Origin of the sequence: Brevibacterium sp. Marseille-P9724 (assembly GCF_902500275.1) — a bacterium.
GTDB lineage: Bacteria > Actinomycetota > Actinomycetes > Actinomycetales > Brevibacteriaceae > Brevibacterium.
Window position 1 is genome coordinate 158,708 of sequence record NZ_LR722990.1, and the last position, 16,688, is coordinate 175,395.

At 61.6% G+C, this 16,688-nt stretch carries 15 protein-coding genes and 1 tRNA gene; 12 read left to right on the plus strand and 4 right to left on the minus strand.

Features of this window, described 5'->3' with window-relative positions; genetic code table 11:
* The first annotated feature begins 1 nt into the window (after position 1).
* From GC119_RS00790 to murA, 3 genes are read left to right on the plus strand one after another with little or no spacing between them, the layout of a single operon-like run.
* Positions 2–259, plus strand: coding sequence for a F0F1 ATP synthase subunit epsilon (locus GC119_RS00790; RefSeq protein ID WP_070573822.1), 258 nt, complete (start codon positions 2–4; stop codon positions 257–259).
* A 34-nt stretch (positions 260–293) separates the two neighbouring features.
* Positions 294–761, plus strand: a complete 468-nt coding sequence (locus GC119_RS00795) for a DUF2550 domain-containing protein (protein WP_070573820.1) — start codon at positions 294–296, stop codon at positions 759–761.
* Positions 761–2,044 carry a UDP-N-acetylglucosamine 1-carboxyvinyltransferase gene (murA, locus tag GC119_RS00800; protein ID WP_070573818.1) on the plus strand — a complete coding sequence of 428 codons (1,284 nt, stop codon included), beginning with the start codon at positions 761–763 and terminating at the stop codon, positions 2,042–2,044. Before GC119_RS00795 ends, murA begins: the two co-directional genes overlap by 1 nt.
* A gap of 10 nt (positions 2,045–2,054) precedes the next feature.
* On the opposite strand, the gene GC119_RS00805 is transcribed toward murA, so the two are convergent.
* Complete coding sequence (locus GC119_RS00805; protein ID WP_070573815.1) at positions 2,055–3,035, minus strand: pirin family protein; 981 nt, start codon at positions 3,033–3,035, stop codon at positions 2,055–2,057.
* Positions 3,036–3,170: 135 nt separating this feature from the next.
* Positions 3,171–3,866, minus strand: a complete 696-nt coding sequence (nucS, locus tag GC119_RS00810) for an endonuclease NucS (RefSeq protein ID WP_070573813.1) — start codon at positions 3,864–3,866, stop codon at positions 3,171–3,173.
* A 22-nt stretch (positions 3,867–3,888) separates the two neighbouring features.
* Between nucS and GC119_RS00815 the strand changes: the two genes are divergently transcribed.
* The gene (locus tag GC119_RS00815; protein ID WP_226829147.1) at positions 3,889–4,197 is read left to right on the plus strand and encodes a hypothetical protein; all 309 of its coding nucleotides are present in this window, start codon (positions 3,889–3,891) and stop codon (positions 4,195–4,197) included.
* Positions 4,198–4,283: 86 nt separating this feature from the next.
* Here the strand turns inward: GC119_RS00815 and GC119_RS00820 are convergent, their stop codons facing one another.
* A complete protein-coding gene (locus GC119_RS00820) occupies positions 4,284–5,702 on the minus strand; it encodes a cell division protein (protein WP_070573809.1) in 1,419 nt (472 codons plus the stop codon).
* A gap of 220 nt (positions 5,703–5,922) precedes the next feature.
* Between GC119_RS00820 and GC119_RS00825 the strand changes: the two genes are divergently transcribed.
* From GC119_RS00825 to ettA, 8 genes are all read left to right on the plus strand, one after another.
* Positions 5,923–7,113, plus strand: coding sequence for an acetyl-CoA C-acetyltransferase (locus GC119_RS00825; protein WP_070573808.1), 1,191 nt, complete (start codon positions 5,923–5,925; stop codon positions 7,111–7,113).
* 129 nt (positions 7,114–7,242) lie between these two features.
* Positions 7,243–7,315, plus strand: a tRNA-Arg gene (locus GC119_RS00830).
* Between the two features lie 143 nt (positions 7,316–7,458).
* Positions 7,459–9,084: an inorganic phosphate transporter gene (locus GC119_RS00835; protein WP_218079071.1), complete on the plus strand. Its 1,626-nt coding sequence runs from the start codon at positions 7,459–7,461 to the stop codon at positions 9,082–9,084.
* A gap of 266 nt (positions 9,085–9,350) precedes the next feature.
* Complete coding sequence (locus GC119_RS00840) at positions 9,351–11,063, plus strand: GTPase domain-containing protein (protein ID WP_070573806.1); 1,713 nt, start codon at positions 9,351–9,353, stop codon at positions 11,061–11,063.
* On the plus strand, positions 11,060–12,649 hold the full coding sequence (locus GC119_RS00845) for a GTPase (RefSeq protein ID WP_070573805.1): 1,590 nt from the start codon (positions 11,060–11,062) through the stop codon (positions 12,647–12,649). The genes GC119_RS00840 and GC119_RS00845 overlap by 4 nt, the downstream gene beginning before the upstream one ends.
* A gap of 149 nt (positions 12,650–12,798) precedes the next feature.
* Positions 12,799–13,365, plus strand: a complete 567-nt coding sequence (locus tag GC119_RS00850) for a single-stranded DNA-binding protein (protein ID WP_070573803.1) — start codon at positions 12,799–12,801, stop codon at positions 13,363–13,365.
* 67 nt (positions 13,366–13,432) lie between these two features.
* Positions 13,433–13,957, plus strand: coding sequence for a DUF6993 domain-containing protein (locus GC119_RS00855; protein WP_070574032.1), 525 nt, complete (start codon positions 13,433–13,435; stop codon positions 13,955–13,957).
* A 53-nt stretch (positions 13,958–14,010) separates the two neighbouring features.
* On the plus strand, positions 14,011–15,693 hold the full coding sequence (gene ettA / locus GC119_RS00860; protein ID WP_070573801.1) for an energy-dependent translational throttle protein EttA: 1,683 nt from the start codon (positions 14,011–14,013) through the stop codon (positions 15,691–15,693).
* Between the two features lie 86 nt (positions 15,694–15,779).
* Here ettA and GC119_RS00865 read toward each other — a convergent pair whose 3' ends face one another.
* Complete coding sequence (locus GC119_RS00865; RefSeq protein WP_070573799.1) at positions 15,780–16,688, minus strand: acyl-CoA thioesterase; 909 nt, start codon at positions 16,686–16,688, stop codon at positions 15,780–15,782.

Below are 16,688 nucleotides of genomic sequence, written 5' to 3' on the forward strand. Positions count from 1 at the left end.
CATGGCACTCGACGTCACCGTCGTCGCCGCTGACCGCGAAGTGTGGTCCGGCGAGGCCAAGCGCGTTGTCGCTAAGTCCGTTGAAGGCGAAATCGGCATCCTCACCGGTCACGAACCGGTGCTTGCCGTGATCGCCGGCGGCGACGTGAGGATCATTGACTCTGAAGATCAGCTGGTTACCGCACACGCGGCCGGTGGGTTCATTTCGGTCGAAAACGACCGTGTGCACATCGTTGCCGACACGGCAAAACTGGTCTGACCGCTTTCGACGCCCGCGAATTTAGACTGTTACTGTGAACGCATCCGTCCTGCTGATTATTCTGCTCTCGTTGGTGGGATTGGCTGTTATTGCAGTTGCAGCAGTCTCTTTTCGCCGCCGCGCCATCGGTCGCCTCAAGGGCGCCTTTGACTGCTCATACTGCGTGGGCGGTGGCTCTGGTCACCGCCCACGTTGGCGTTTAGGCGTTGCGGTTTTCAGCGTCCGCACTCTTGACTGGTATCCGATCTTCGGCTTTTCGTCCCGCCCGGCAGTGCGTCTGCCGCGTTCGACTATGGAAATCGCGGAGCGGACGAAACCGGAAGGCGATGAACGCTTCGCCGTTATGTCGGACGCCTACATCGCTACACTGGCGATCACCACTGGCAATCCGGATCCGCAGATCTGCAGGCTCGCACTCGATGCGGATTCGCTGTCTGCTCTGTCCGCCTGGATCGAATCGTCTCCTCCCGGCGACAACATAGCCGTCGGAAGGTTCAACTGATGGAAGTTCTGCGCGTACGCGGCCCTGTTCGTCTCGAAGGCTCAGTAGAAGTTCGAGGTGCTAAGAACAGCGTCCTCAAACTCATGGCCGCCGCCCTTCTTGCGCCCGGCCGTTCAGTCATCACGAACGTGCCGGCGATTCTCGACGTGTCTATCATGGCCCGTCTGCTGGAGCGGCTGGGTTGTTCTGTTGAATACGATGCGCCGGCCGGCATCGTATCGATCGACGTGCCTGAGCGCACAGACATTCAGGCCGACTATCAGCTCGTGCGCGCTATGCGCGCCTCCATTTCGGTTCTGGGCCCGCTCATCGGGCGTATGCACAGTGCAAAGGTTGCCCTCCCCGGCGGGGACGCGATCGGTTCGCGCGGCCTTGACCTGCACGCTGCCGGCCTTCGCTCTCTAGGTGCCGATGTTCATCTGGACCACGGCTATTTCGTTGCAGAGGCACCGGCTGGCCTTCACGGCGCTGAGATCGCCTTGGCGTTTCCTTCCGTCGGCGCGACAGAGAATCTGGTGATGGCCGCGGTTCTGGCAGATGGGCGCACCGTCATTGACAACGCGGCTAAGGAACCGGAGATCATCGACATCTGCGCCATGCTGGTGCGCATGGGCGCGCACATTGACGGCATCGGCACCGCTCGTCTTGTAATTGACGGCGTAGACAAGCTGCATCCGGTTGAGTACAGCTGTGTACCGGACCGGATTGTGGGCGGCACGTGGGCCTACGCTGCGGCGATCACGGCCGGCGATGTTGAAGTCGTGGGAGTGACGCGTGATCTCTTCCCGAACGTTCTTGACAAGCTCGATGCAGCCGGCGCCACGATTTCTGACACTGAGCGCGGTCTGCGTGTTATTGGACCTGAGCGGCCGCGTTCGGTGAACATCTCTACTCTTCCGTTCCCCGGTTTCCCCACTGATCTGCAGCCGTTTGCCATTGCCCTGAACGCGGTCGCCGACGGTGTTGGCGTTGTGACCGAGAACCTGTTCGAGGCTCGCTGGCGGTTTGTGCATGAACTTGCCCGCCTCGGTGCGAACATCGCGATTGACGGCAATCATGCGCTTATCACCGGCCAAGCGGACCTGACGGGTGCCGAGGTGGAAGCCTCCGATATTCGCGCAGGCGCGGGTTTGGTTCTCGCCGGTCTAGCTGCCAGCGGCACGACCGAAGTCGCCGGTGTCGATCACATTGATCGCGGATACGAGCACTTCGCTGAGAAGCTGCGCGCCCTGGGGGCTGACGTTGAGCGCGCTGCTGTTCCCGAGGTTCTCGACTTCAGCTGAGAGCCTAAGCTCACTCGGCTTCCGGCAGGGTCGGCAGAGCAAGTGTGTCAGCCGGATTGTGCGGCAGCGGGCCGAACACAGAGATCTGCTCGTCGGCTTGCTGCTGCTCGTCGCCGTCGACTTCGCTCTTGTACTGGGCGTACCACTGCTCGATCTCTTCGTAAGAACGGCCCGCAAAATTCCACCACATGACGACTTCTTCGTCGAATGGCCGACCGCCAATGAGCACCAGTCGCGTCGGGATATCCGCTGACAGTGTGACCGTGGTGTTGCCGCGAGGTAGAAAAGCCAGCTGTTCAGCTTCGATGACAGTCGTGGTGCCGTCTTCGAGCCCCAGGTGGGCTTCGCCTGAGTCAACGAGCAGACCGTGCTCAAAATGTTCGCTGAGCGTGATCTGCGTGTTGCCGTAGATGTCCAGCTGCGCTGCGACAACACTGACCACAGGGTCGATGGGGGAGCGCACCTCGCCGAGTGAGCCCAGATAGACAGTCACTTTGCAGTCACCGGCGTAGAAGCACTCAGCCTGATGAAGCTGGGCCGACGCCGGAGCGAAACGGTGTTTGTCCGGCAGCGCATACCACAGTTCTACACCGTGGAGAATCTTTGTGTCTTCCGTCGTGAACTCGGAGTGCGAAGCCCCTCGGCCGGAAATGAACAGAGACGCTTGACCGGGCTCAACCGTGACAGTGGACCCAGTCGAGTCGGTCTGTGTGAGGCTGCCGCTGAAGAGCATGGGAATCGAAGCGATGCCCGCGTGGGGGTGCGTGGGCACTGAGAGTCTGCCGGTTTCATCGTCAATGCCCTGTGGGCCGAAGTGGTCAAGATAGCACCACGGGCCGATCATCCCGAGCTCGGCGTGGGGCAGCGCCCGACGCAGGGGGATGCCGTGAGTGTCCACACTGCGAATGTCACGCGGTTCGACCACGGTCAGCTCAGCGACATCCGCTGCTGTGCATACGTGGACACGGGGCCGTTTTTCCAGATTGCTCATTGGTCGTCTCGCTCCTTGCGAGGGTAATCAGCTTGGGTCGACAGACTTCGACAGGCACCTTCCGCGCCCACCGCGTTGACCCTAACATTCGGGGATCAAAGCCGTCGTCAGTTTGGCGTCGCCGGCATGTGGTGGTCAGAAAAGGCGGGACTCAGAGTCATCGACTCCGCGCATGGCGTCGTAGTCCAGGATGACGCACCGGATTCCCCGGTCTTCTGCGAGGGTGCGCGCCTGCGGTTTGATTTCCTGGGCGGCGAAGATCCCGGTGACGGGAGCCAGGAGCGGGTCGCGGTTGAGCAGCTCAAGGTACCTGGTGAGCTGTTCGACCCCGTCGATTCCACCTCGTCTTTTGATTTCCACCGCAACCGAGGTTCCTTCTGCGCTGCGGGCGAGGATATCGACCGGACCGATGGCCGTCATGTACTCCCGGCGAACGGTTGTGTAGCCCTCGCCGAGTGTGTCGATCTGGTCGGCTAGAAGCTCTTGCAGGTGCGCCTCAACACCGTCCTTGATGAGGCCGGGGTCGACGCCGAACTCGTGTGTTGTGTCCTGGAGAACTTCGGCAATCGAGATGATGAGCCGATCCTCGGTCTTTTCAGCGCTGACGGTCCAGACTTCTCGAATGCCGGCCGCGACCTGATCGTCGGAGGGATCATCGACTCTAAGCTGAGCCGGAGCGGTCATCCAGTTAAGCGGTTTGTAGGAACCGCCGTCGGAGTGAACGAGTACCGAACCGTCGGCCTTGAGCATGATAAGCCGGGTGGCCATGGGCAGGTGGGCGGTCAGACGACCGACGTAGTCAACACTGCACTGAGCAATCACCAAACGCACGTCGCACACTCTACGTGACACAATGACTTCTATGCCACGCTCCCCGTCGAACCGCCGCCGCAATAAGTGGCAGCAGCCGCATCGACCGCTGTCGTCGATGAACTCTGTGCGCCGGTCGATCACAGAACCGGACGGCACGTGGGTTGTGCAGCAGATTCGCAGCGGCACTTCGGGCAAGGTGTACATCTGCCCCGGCTGCAATCAGGACCTACCGGCGTCGACACCGCATACAGTCGCATGGCGCTCAGACGATGAGTTCGGATGGGGGACCGGCGTGGGTGAGCGGCGCCACTGGCACACTTCGTGTTTCAATGCCCGCAGTCGGCGCTGAGGCAGCCGCTGTCGGATCAGCGCAGCTGAACAGACACAGAAAACCGGCGCCGCACCTGCGGCGCCGGTTTTGGCTGTTTGCTCAGATCACTTGCCTGCGTTCTTGCCATTGGCCGGACCGGCTGCCTGGCCCGTCTGCTTATTGCCAGACGCCGCTGCGGGGCTCTTGTTTTCGGCAGGCTGTTTCGAAGTCGGCCGGATGGAGGGCTTGCTGTTCTTGCCGGGGGCGGCTGCCGGGCCGGTCTTCTGTGCCGGTCCTTCGGCTTTCTTGAGCTTTTCGAGTTCTTCCTTAGACCCGATCTTTTCGGTGGGGAAGGAAGCTGCTTTGATCTGGTCGGATCGGTCATCCTCGAGGTCAACGTCGTCGAACAGCCCCGGTGCGCTGAACATAGAGCGCAGCTGTTCCAGCTGGGCAGTGATGGTGCGGCGCTGTTTGGTCAGCAGGTCAACCTGCGACTGCGCCGAGGAAACCGACCGCTTGGCTTCGGCCGCTGATTCTTCCAGTGTCGCTTCGGCGGTGTCGCGCGCCTCGTCGATGATCTCCTGTGCTCGCGCTTTGCCGTCGGCAATGATCTTGTCGGCCTTTTCGAGGGCTTCTCGGCGGGTCTTCTCAGCGCGTTCGGCAGCTTCCTTGGCGTCGGCATCGGCCTTTGCGGCGCGATCAGCGGCTGCTTTCTGCAGCTTCTGATTTTCTTCTTGGGCCTTGGTGAAGCGCTCGTTTTCTGCCTTTTCGTGGTCGGCGCGGATTTTGGCCAGGCTCGCAGTCTGAGCATCGGCGGCTTTCTTAGTTTCGGTCGACAGTTTTTCTGCTTCTGTTCGAAGAGCCTGCGCTTCGACCTTCGCCTTTTCCAGGAGCGTGTCCGCTTCCTTCTTAGCCGCGGCGATTGTATCTGCCGCTTCTTTCTCTGCTGTGGCCCGCTTTTCGCTTAGTTCGCGTTTGAGTGCCTCGTGAGAATCGGACTTTTCGGCAGCGGAGTCGTCGCGGATCTGCTGTGCTTCGCGCTCTGCGGTCTGCTTGAGTTCGGCAGCGCGCTTTTCTGCGGACTCAATGGTTTCTTTGGCGCGCAGGTCGGCTGCTTTGGCGGTGGCTTCTGCTTCTGCGCGGGCGCTGCTGAGGGTGTCGTTGCTTTCGGTGTGCATTCGAGCACGGGACGATGCAGCGTCAGCCCGGGCCTTGTTGCGAATTGTCTCCGCGTCCGCAGTCGCCTGGGCGAGGGTTTCGCGAGCCTGGGATTCTGCGATTTTGATCAGCTGGTCGATGCGGCTGCCGGGAGGGCCGGCCTGTGCTTCGCTGTCATCGGCTGCCTTTTTGAGCTGCTGTTTGACTTCGGAGAGCTCTCCTGCGATCTGCAACTTGGCGCGGTCGGCCGCGATGACTTGGCTGCGGGCATCGGAGAGAGCCTTGCGGAGGGATTCGATTTCCTGCTTGAGCTGGCTCAAACGCGAATCGACTTCGTTTTTTTCGTACCCCCGCATAGCTGTGCGGAATTCTTCCGGCTGTGTCACGGTTCCGATTCTCCTTAATCCAATTGCTCGGCGCGTCCGGCGCTGCGGTTGTTCGGTTCGCGTCGGTGTTGAACGCCTAGGACAATTCTACGTAGTCAGCTTCACATTTCCTCAAAGAGGGAGTTTCCGATGCCCGCAGTGTCGTGGGTCACTGTGCGGTGCTCTAGGATTGTTGCCAAAGTGAGGCGTGACTCACTGAAACCTCAGCAAAGGAGTTCTCATGGCAGAAGCCGTCATCGTTGCCGGTGCCCGCACGCCGCTGGGCAAAATGTCCGGTGGTCTGGCAAGTCTTTCCGCAGTCGATCTTGGTGCGCACGCTATCAAGGGTGCACTCGACAAGGCCGGAGTTGCTCCCGACGCCGTTGAATACGTCCTCATGGGCCAAGTCCTGCAGGCCGGCGTCGGTCAGGGCGCTGGCCGTCAGGCCGCAGCCAAGGCAGGCATTCCCATGAGCGTTCCGGCTGTCACCCTCAACAAGCTGTGTCTGTCGGGCATCAACACCATCACTCACGCCGCGATGTTGGTTCGCTCCGGTGAATACGATGTGGTCGTCGCCGGCGGTCAGGAATCGATGACGAATGCTCCGCACCTGCTGGAGAACTCGCGTGCCGGCTTCAAGTACGGCACCATCCAGATGCGCGACCACATGGACTACGACGGTCTGTGGGATGCCTTCACTGATAAGGCTATGGGCGGTCTGACCGAATCGATGAACGACGAAGACGGTGTGCACTTCTCGCGTGAAGAGCAGGACGCTTTCGCTGCTCAGTCGCACCAGCGTGCTGCGAAGGCCTGGGCTGACGGCAAGTTCGCCGACGAGGTCGTCCCGGTCACGATCAAGACCCGCAAGGGCGAAGTCGTCGTCGACAGCGACGAGGGTGTGCGCGCGGACACGACCGCTGAATCCATGGCCGGTCTGCGTCCGGCGTTCCGCAAGGACGGCACCATCACCGCCGGCAACGCTTCGCAGATTTCCGACGGTGCTGCGGCCGTCGTCGTCATGAACAAGGACAAGGCACTCGAACAGGGCCTGCCGATCCTCGCAGAAATCAAGTCCCACGCGTGGACGGCCGGCCCGGACTCGACTCTGCAGCACCAGCCCTCGCAGGCCATCAAGGCTGCCGCCGAGCGCGAAGGCGTGGCGGCGGACTCCTTTGATCTGTACGAGATCAACGAGGCCTTCGCTGCAGTGTCGTTGGCGTCGATGAAGGACCTCGGCATTGACGCTGAGCGTGTGAACGTCAACGGCGGTGCCGTGTCCCTGGGGCACCCGATCGGTGCCTCGGGAGCGCGCATTGTCCTCCACCTCGCCCTGGAACTGAAGCGTCGAGGCGGAGGCCAAGGTGTTGCCGCCCTCTGCGGCGGCGGTGGTCAGGGTGACGCCCTCATCATCCAGGTGCCGCAGGCCTGATCCCGTCCTAGTGACTGCTGGGTTCGGCCTCGGGGAGTTCCGATGCCGAGCCCAGCTGTCTGTACGGGTGCGGGTGCATGCAGGCCGCCGTTCTCACCGTCTCGGCGGGCGCTAGAATGACGAGCTGAAGCCTCCATAGCTCAATGGATAGAGCAACGGCCTTCTAATCCGTAGGTTGCAGGTTCGAGTCCTGCTGGGGGCGCTTCTTGGGCCCGGAGTCTCTGAACAAGCATCAGAGACTCCGGGCCTTTTGCATGCCGCACAATCGTCACACAGAATTCACACAGCTTTGTTCTGTGTGTCAACCGTCTGCGCCACGATGTTGCCACTACGGAAAGGCTTTGTATGTCGCAGACGATGAAACCCCAGCAGAACATCTCGGTGAAACCCGGCGGCCACGGCTTCTTAGGACCGGACCGCTGGTGGCATATTTCCTTCGGCGGCCTCATGACGATCGCGCTCGTCGTGTTCATGGTGTGGTCATTCGGCTACGTCGATGTCGGAGCGAACAAGGTGGTTTTGGTGCTGACGGTCCTCTTCGGACTGTTCATGGCCTTCAACATCGGCGGCAACGACGTCGCCAACTCCTTCGGAACGAGCGTCGGCGCCGGCACCCTGTCGATGAAGCAGGCGCTTGTCATCGCCGCCATCTTCGAAGTCAGCGGTGCTGTGCTGGCCGGTGGGGAAGTGACTGAGACCGTGCGGTCGGGCATCGTCGACCTCAATGCGATTGACCTTGAGCCCATGGACTTCGTGTTCATCATGATGTCGGCGCTGCTGGGTGCTGCCATCTGGCTGTTGGTGGCAACCCGCATGGGCTGGCCCGTATCGACAAGCCACTCGATCGTCGGCGGCATCGTCGGTGCAGCCTTGACCCTGGGCTTCACCACGGGCACCGGCGGTTTCGAAATGGTGCAGTGGGGCGAAATCGGCAAGATCGTCATGTCCTGGGTGCTCTCGCCGCTGCTTGGCGGAATCGTGGCCTGGGTGCTGTTCGGGCAGATCAAAAAGCACATCCTCGTCTACAACGAGGAAATGGATGTGAAGCTGCGCGAGCTCAAGCGCGAACGTGCTGAACTGCGCACTAAGCACAAGCAGGCGTTCGAACGTCTCGACGAACTGCAGCAGATCTCGTACACGAATGCCATGGCGCGCGACGCCTCGGTCTACCAGCGCGACGACTACGATCCGGAAGAGTTCGAATCGGAGTACTACCGTGACCTGCACCGCGTGGAAACCCGGGCGAAGGAAATCAACGCGCACCGCGCATTGGAAACATGGGTGCCTCTGCTGGCAGCCTTCGGTGCCGTGGTCATCGGCTCGATGATGCTGTTCAAGGGGCTGAAGAACCTCAACTTCGAACTGAGCTCGGTCGGCAACTTCCTCATCCTCGGCATGATCGCGGCAACCGTGTGGATGGCCGTCTTCATCTTCGCGCGCTCGCTGAAGAAGCGCGACCTGTCGCGCTCAACGTTCCTGCTGTTCAGCTGGATGCAGGTTTTCACGGCCGCCGCGTTCGCCTTCAGCCACGGCTCGAACGACATCGCCAACGCCGTCGGACCGTTCGCGGCGATTCTCGACGTGCTCAAGACCAATCAGATCAATGACGAGGCGGGGGTCCACCCGGCAGTTATGCTCACTGCCGGTGTCGCCCTGATCGCCGGTCTGTGGTTCATCGGCCGGTTCGTCATCCAGACAGTGGGCTCGGGTCTGACTGAGATGCACCCGGCGTCCGGCTTCGCCGCGGAGCTTTCGGCCGCCGGTGTCGTTATGTTGGCCTCGGTTCTCGGTCTGCCGGTGTCGTCGACGCACATCCTGATCGGCGCTGTTCTCGGTGTCGGCATCGTGAACAAGGCCGCCAACTGGAACCTCATGAAGCCGATTGCGCTGGCGTGGGTCATCACGGTGCCGGCGGCCGCGGTGATTGGTGCGATCGGAGTCTTGGGTCTTCGCGCCGTGTTCGGCGGCTGACAGCTGCTCCAAGGTCGATGGGGCAGATGTGAGCGGGGCGGTCGCCTGACCGCCCCGCTCTTTTGACTGTGCGACGCGCCTGCTGCAGCGGGCCAGTGTGAACGTTTCTGCCGTGTGAGATTCGCGGTCCTGCCAAGCGCAATGGCTGCCTCCAGCGCCGCAAAGCCCTAGAAAACAGGGGTTTTGGTGAGCAGACTTACCAAAGCTGTCCCGTTCTGTCGGCGCGGCGAGTGGAGACAAGCTGAAAATTTCGTCAAAGTGAATATGTGATTTCACAGCGAACGAACCTGCGTGCTAAGGCAGTGCCGATCCTATCGGACGCTGCGGCGCGAGTGCGAGCTGCCGATTTTCCCCTGCATACGCAGAGGGCAGAGGAGGGCGCCCGACTTCAACGTGCTCTCAGCACGCAGATCTCCGAGTATCTTCTGCCTCGTCTTCGTGACCCTGACGCGCCCCTGCTGGTCGTCGTCGGCGGATCCACCGGCTCTGGCAAGTCGACGCTCGTCAATTCGATTGTCGGCGAAGAGCTTACCGAATCCGGTGTCGTCAGGCCCACAACCGTTTGGCCGGTGCTCGTTCACCACCCGGAGGACCGGTCCTATTTCGCTTCAGACAGAATCCTTCCGCACCTTCAGCGCACCCGGGGCAATGATGAAGGATCCAAGAGTCAGCAGAAGCTTCGCCTTGTCGCCAGTACCGCCGTACCGCGGGGACTGGCGATTGTCGATTCTCCCGACATCGACTCCGTGCGCGATTCCAACCGCCGACTGTCCCGCCAGCTGCTGGCGGCTGCCGACCTGTGGCTGTTTGTCACAACTGCTGTTCGCTATTCCGACGCGGTCCCGTGGGATCTGCTGCACCAGGCTGACGAGCGCGGCACATCTGTTGCTGTCGTTTTGAACCGGGTTCCGCCTCAGGCCAACCGCGAAGTTCGCCATCATCTGTCCCGGCTGCTCGCCGAGGCGGGGCACGGTTCCGCTCCGATCTTCACTGTTCCAGAACTCCAGCTGGAAGACGACCTGATCCCCGAGACAGCCGTGTACCCGCTGAAGTCGTGGGTAGAGAACTTGGGACGGTCATCCCGTGCGCGCACCGCGGTGCTCGAGCGCACCCTCCGCGGCGCGCTGGCCTCCGTGCGCCCGCAGACAGAAGCCCTGGCTGACTTTGCGGAAGAACAGGTGGGTGCTTTCCGCGAACTGCAGGGGTCGGCCGAAGACAGTTTCGCTGCGGCAGGCAGAAACCTGGGTGAGGCTCTCGTCAATGACAAGGTGCTGCGCGGTGAAGTGCAGGCCCGGTGGCAGGACTTCGTCGGCACCGGGCAGTTCTTCCGCGGCCTTGAGCCCACGGTCAGCCGCCTGCGTGATCGCATCACATCGGCTGTCACCGGCCAGCGCGACAGCGCCGATCTGCTTATTCAGGCCATTCTGTCGTCGATTGTCGTTCTGGTGCGCGAACAGGCTGTTCGCGCGTCCGGTTCGATTGTCGAAATGTGGCAGGAGCTCCCACATGGCCGCCCGGTTGTTGAGCGTCACCCGCAGCTGGGCTCATTGCCCGCGGGCTTTGATCAGCTGTGCCAGCAGCGCGTGGCCGAGTGGGCGTCGAGTGTCGAGGACACCGTGCGCAGCGTCGGCCAGTCAAAAGTGGCAAAGGCTCGCATTATGTCCTTTGGCGTGGCAGGTGTTTCCGCCGTGTTGATGTACGCCGTCTGTGCCGGTGCAGGAGGAACGGGACCAGCCCACGCCGGCACCGGTGAGTCCGAGGATCGCCTCGCCGTGCACCGGCTGCTCAATACGATCTTCGGCCCGGAAGCCACTGAAGAGCTCGCCGCTGCCTCGCGCCGTCGCCTGCTCGATACAGGCATCAGCCTGCTGTCGCGGGCTCGCGAGCCCTTTGAAGACGCGCTTGCATCCGTTGCAGTCAGCGGAAGCCAAGCTGAAGACCTGCTCGCTACTGTTCGCCGACTGGAAGGCCTGACGTGAACCGCTCTGACGAACTGTCCAAGGGCATTCGCACTGCACTCGACCTCGAGGGCGGTGCGCTGTCTGCTTCGACCGCACAGGCTGCTGCCGAGGTGCTCCGCAGGGCAGACGGACGCCGTGGGCTCGGCAGCGAGCACACCGTGGTTGCCTTCGCGGGATCCACAGGGTCTGGCAAGTCCTCGCTGTTCAACGCGGTCTCCGGTCTGGAAATCGCCGAGGTGGCAGTGCGCAGGCCGACAACTTCCGAGCCGATCGCCTGTGTGTGGGGTGAGGGAGGCGACGATCTCCTCGACTGGCTGGAAGTCCCCGAATCCCGGCGCACCTGGCGTGAATCTGCCCTCGACGGTGATGACGAAGAGCCCCTGCGCGGACTGATTCTCATTGATCTGCCCGACCATGATTCGACCGCCTACGCCCACCGGGAAGTCTCCGATCGGCTCATCGAAATGGTCGATGTTGTCTTCTGGGTGGTCGATCCGCAGAAGTACGCCGACTTCACGCTGCACAACCGCTACCTGGCGAAGATGTCGGCAGCTGCCGAAAGCACTGTTGTGGTGCTCAATCAGGTTGACCGTCTGGACGCCGAGCAGAAGAAGACGACCATGGGCCACCTGCGCAGCCTTTTGGAAGCCGACGGCATGGAGAAGGCCGGAGTTGCAGCCGCCAGCGCTGTCACACGCGAAGGCGTACCGGAGATTCGCCGCGAGCTTGTGAAGATGATCAAAAGTCGCGAGGCCGGCCAGCTGCGCATTGAGCAGGAACTGGCAGATATCGCCGGCCGCATCCGCGCTGAACTGGGCCGACCGGTTGACGATCCCGAGAAGATTCCTCAGTCGGACATGCTCATCGGCGCTATGAACGAGGCCATCGGCACGTCCGCAATTGCGCAGACGGTGCACGATGACTACATTCGACGCGCATACGCCAAGACCGCCTATCCGCCTTTGGCTAAGGCCTCCCGCGGTAAGGCCGACCCACTGGGTGCTCGGCACGGGGGAGACCGGGAGGTTCTTCTGCGCGCCGCACAGCCCGAGCTGACCCAGCCGCAGACGGCGCGGATCAACCTGGCCGCCCACGAGGTCATCAGCGGCGCCACTCGCAGGCTGCCGACCGCGTGGAAACGCGCAGCGGCGGCTGCCGAAGACCAAAGCGCCGCACGCATCTCCGCAGACCTCGAGTCTGCTGTCTCAGAGGTTGAGATTGCGCATCGTCAGCCAGGTTGGTGGGGTGTCGCAGGCTTCTTCCAGTGGCTGTTCTTCATTCTGACGATCTTCGGAGTCATTACGACGGCCGCGGTTGCGGTGCTGGCCTTCTTCTTCCCGGAAATCCTGTCCAGCACTGTTCCGAATATGGACCTGAAGGTTTTGGGTCTTGTTGCTGCGGCCCCGCTGGTGATCGGCATCGTCGGCTCGCTCATTACCTCTATTCTGTCGGCCGGTGCCCGGCGCAAGGGTGCGGACGAAGCCCGAGCTCAGGTGGAAAGTGACATCGACCGGGCTGTTCAGTCGGCTGCCAAGGACAATGTGTTCGAACCTGTGACGCGGCTTCTGCGCAAACACAAGGAAACCTATGACGGACTGAGCTGACCCGCTGTGTTTTTGAGTGCTTTGCGCTGACTTGCGCTAGCGGCCCTGTGGAAGGCTTTCGGGCTGTCCACAGGGCCGCTTTCGATCTTCCGGTGAAGTCTCGTCGCCGATGACTATTGCTGTACCTCATCTGATTGAAAGGAACGGCAATGCAGCACTACACCTATCTTGTCGGCAATGTCGGCAGCGATATTCGTTCGGGAACTGCGTCGAACGGAAGTTCGTGGGCGAGCTTCCGCCTGGCAGTCAACGACGCCTACCGCACGGACGACGGCTCCTATGTCAATCGCCCAACTACTTGGTACGACGTCAAGGTCTGGCGCTCGTGGGCTCTCAATGTGGCGGGTTCTCTGCAGAAGGGCCAGCGGGTCATTGTGATCGGCAGAGTCTCCATGGAGCAGTGGGAAAACGAGAGCGGAAGTGGGGAGCGCCTGACGGTCAACGCGCACGCCGTCGGCCCGGACTTGGCTTTCGGCATGGCGGTGTTCCGCTCTACTTCTCTGACCGCCAAGGAACGCGAGAGAATGGACGAACTTGAACAGCAGCGCAGAGACAGCCCCTGGAGCAGAGTTGACGCTCCTGTTGCGGGAAGCTCCGAAAACACAGACCACCCGATGGATGCCGGGAATTCCGACGCTGTGGAAGGGCCTGCCGACGAATCCGAAATGGCTGTTGTCGGCACTGGTTCTCCAGGGGACGATGGCCCGCCATTCTGATCTTCGTTTCCGTTTTTCGGGCTGGTCTGCCGGTGCGGGCGTCGGAAAGGTACTACAGTTGTCTTCTGTGAAACTCTTCGGCGCCCGCGGGGCAGTGGTGATCTCATCCAGCAGTCTGGCTGCTCTTGTGCTGTCCGGGTGTGGGCTTTTCGGTTCGGCATCAGAGCCTGAGGGCGGCCCTGCCGGCAAGCAGACGGCGGAAGTTGAAAAGGTTCTCAAAGTCATTGAGCCGCTGACCCAAAAAGACGGGATCCCCACGAGTGAAGAAACCCTCGCGGTTCTCCAAGACGGGGGATACAAGCCCGAGAACATCGCCGCGACCCTAGACGAATCCCCTTTGGGCCATGACGTCCCGTCGAAGGTGTTCGCCGTCAAGGTGAAGAAGGGCTGCGTCATCGGAGAAATCCGCAACGGCGGCGCAACAGCCGCACTGTACCCGCCCTTGAAGTCCAATAAGGACTGCCTGCTCGGCGAAGTCGTCCGTCCAAAGGGCGTCAAGATGCCCGCGGGCGAAAAGCGGGAAGAAGGAAGCGACGACAACGGTGCTGGCCACCTGCCCGGTGAAGATATGCACAAGCGCAAAGACAACTGACTGCGATACCTCGGATTAGCTGATCGAGGGCCCTGCCGATACCCTTATGTTCTATGGCAGAGTTCATTTACACCATGCACAAAGCGCGCAAGGCGCACGGTGACAAGGTTATTCTTGACGACGTTTCCATGTCTTTCTTTCCCGGAGCGAAGATCGGCATGGTCGGCCCCAACGGCGCCGGAAAATCAACCATCCTCAAGATCATGGCTGGCCTTGACCAGCCCTCGAACGGCGAAGCTCGTCTGTCGCCCGGCTACACGGTCGGCATTCTGCAGCAGGAACCGCCGTTGAACGAAGACAAGACCGTCCGCGAAAACGTCGAAGAAGCAGTCGGCGAAATCATGGGCAAAGTGGCTCGCTTCAACGCCATTTCCGAGGAAATGGCTCAGCCCGACGCAGATTTCGATGCGCTCATGGAAGAAATGGGCAAACTGCAAGAAGAGATCGACAACGCAGACGCCTGGGATCTCGACTCGCAGCTGGATCAGGCTATGGATGCGCTGCGCTGCCCACCCGGTGACGAACCTGTCACACACCTGTCCGGCGGTGAGCGTCGCCGTGTCGCGCTGTGCAAGCTCCTGCTGGAAAAACCGGATCTTCTGCTGCTTGACGAGCCGACCAACCACCTCGACGCGGAATCGGTGCTGTGGCTTGAGCAGCACCTGAGCACATATCCGGGCGCCGTCATTGCAATCACCCACGACCGCTACTTCCTGGATCACGTTGCGGAATGGATTGCCGAAGTCGACCGCGGACACCTCTACCCCTATGAGGGCAACTACTCGACGTACTTGGAGAAGAAGAAAGAGCGCCTGCAGGTTCAGGGCAAAAAGGACGCCAAACTGGCTAAGCGGCTGGCCGACGAACTCGAGTGGGTGCGCTCGAATGCCAAGGGCCGTCAGTCCAAGTCGAAGGCACGCCTTGCCCGCTATGAAGAAATGGCGGCAGAAGCCGAAAAGACGCGCAAGCTGGATTTCGAAGAGATCCAGATTCCGCCGGGCCCGCGTCTGGGAACAGTCGTGATCGAAGCGGAGAATCTGCAGAAGGGCTTCGACGGTCGCAAGCTGATCGACGGACTGTCTTTCTCGCTTCCGCCCAACGGCATTGTCGGTGTGATCGGCCCCAACGGCGTCGGCAAGTCCACACTGTTCAAGACAATCGTGGGCCTGGAAGAACTCGACGGCGGCACCCTCAAGATCGGTGAAACCGTCAAGATCTCGTATGTAGACCAGTCCCGCCAGGGCATCGACCCGGACAAGAGCCTGTGGGAAGTCGTTTCGGACGGGCTCGACTACATCCAGGTCGGTCAGGTTGAAATGCCGTCGCGCGCCTATGTTTCGGCATTCGGCTTCAAGGGCGCAGACCAGCAGAAGAAAGCCGGTGTGCTCTCCGGTGGTGAGCGCAACCGCCTCAACCTGGCACTGACGCTCAAACAGGGCGGAAATCTGCTGCTGCTTGACGAACCGACGAACGACCTCGACGTCGAAACCCTCGCTTCTTTGGAAAATGCGCTTCTCGAGTTCCCCGGCTGCGCAGTGGTCGTCACCCACGACCGCTGGTTCCTTGACCGTGTCGCCACGCACATCCTGGCGTGGGAGGGAACAGAAGAGAACCCGGCCAACTGGTACTGGTTCGAAGGCAACTTCGAGGGCTACGAAAAGAACAAGGTCGAACGACTCGGCGCAGAAGCGGCTCGCCCGCACCGCACCACGCACCGCAGGCTCACACGCGACTGACGCGCGACTGCAGCCTTCGGCTCAGTCAACAAGCATGTGGGGTGCCCGCCGTGTCTTCGGCGGGCACCCCACATGCTTTCAGCGCGTCAATCCTCTTTCAGCCGCACCATGCCCTGCTGGGCAACGGATGCGGCGAGTTCGCCGTGCTGGTTGTAGATACGGCCGATGCCCAGACCACGGCCGCCGTCCGAGGACGGCGAGGACATGTCGAACAGCAGCCAGCCGGTGACATCTACGTGCGAGTGCCACCACATGGCGTGATCGAGGCTGGCAACGCGAAGGCGGGGATCAGCCCACGTCAGGCCGTGCACGCGCAGAGCCGGTTCAAGCATGGCAAAGTCGCTTGCGTAGGCCAGGATCGCGGCTGTTGCCGCACGGCCCTGTACACCCGCGAAGGGCTCTTTCAGGCGGGCCCAGAAGCGGTTGATAGGTTCGGGCGAACCGAGGAATCCCGCATGAATGTCCGGCGAAATGGGCCGAATGTCGAACGGGCGCTGCATGAGCCATTCCCGCATCCGCTCAGCGCGGGTGAAGCGGCTGATGTCGAGCTTTCCGAGGATGTCCTCCAGGCTTGGGAGAGCTTCGGGGTGGGGGAGTGCCTGGGGCATTGGTTCGCGGTGTTCAAGGCCGGGCTGAACTTTCTGGAATGACGCCAGGCCCGACAGAATCGGCATGCCCTTCTGGTATGCCTGTACGCGTCGAGCGGAGAAGGACCCGCCGTCGCGCAGATCTTCAACGCCGATCGTCGTCTCTTCACCAACGGCTCCGGCCCGCAGAAAGTACCCGTGGAAGGAGTGAATGGGGCGGTCCTCATCCACCGTGGCCGCCGCGGCGACAACACACTGGGCGAGGACCTGTCCGCCGAAGAGCCTGCCGTCCGGTTTGGGCTGATTCCACACGCGGAATCCGAATTCTTCGCCGCCGGAGGGAGGCTCGCTGAGCTTTTCAAGCCCGAGGACCTTCTCGAGGACGTTCTTTTCGCTGGTGTCGGCCAT

Bases quoted from the DNA above. Each gene is read 5' to 3' on its own strand.
- GC119_RS00850 (WP_070573803.1), top strand. From the start codon at position 12,799: ATGCAGCACTACACCTATCTTGTCGGCAATGTCGGCAGCGATATTCGT.
- GC119_RS00805 (WP_070573815.1), bottom strand. From the start codon at position 3,035: ATGAGCAATCTGGAAAAACGGCCCCGTGTCCACGTATGCACAGCAGCG.
- GC119_RS00790 (WP_070573822.1), top strand. From the start codon at position 2: ATGGCACTCGACGTCACCGTCGTCGCCGCTGACCGCGAAGTGTGGTCC.
- murA (WP_070573818.1), top strand. From the start codon at position 761: ATGGAAGTTCTGCGCGTACGCGGCCCTGTTCGTCTCGAAGGCTCAGTA.
- GC119_RS00835 (WP_218079071.1), top strand. From the start codon at position 7,459: ATGTCGCAGACGATGAAACCCCAGCAGAACATCTCGGTGAAACCCGGC.
- GC119_RS00815 (WP_226829147.1), top strand. From the start codon at position 3,889: ATGACTTCTATGCCACGCTCCCCGTCGAACCGCCGCCGCAATAAGTGG.
- ettA (WP_070573801.1), top strand. From the start codon at position 14,011: ATGGCAGAGTTCATTTACACCATGCACAAAGCGCGCAAGGCGCACGGT.
- GC119_RS00865 (WP_070573799.1), bottom strand. From the start codon at position 16,688: ATGGCCGACACCAGCGAAAAGAACGTCCTCGAGAAGGTCCTCGGGCTT.
- GC119_RS00825 (WP_070573808.1), top strand. From the start codon at position 5,923: ATGGCAGAAGCCGTCATCGTTGCCGGTGCCCGCACGCCGCTGGGCAAA.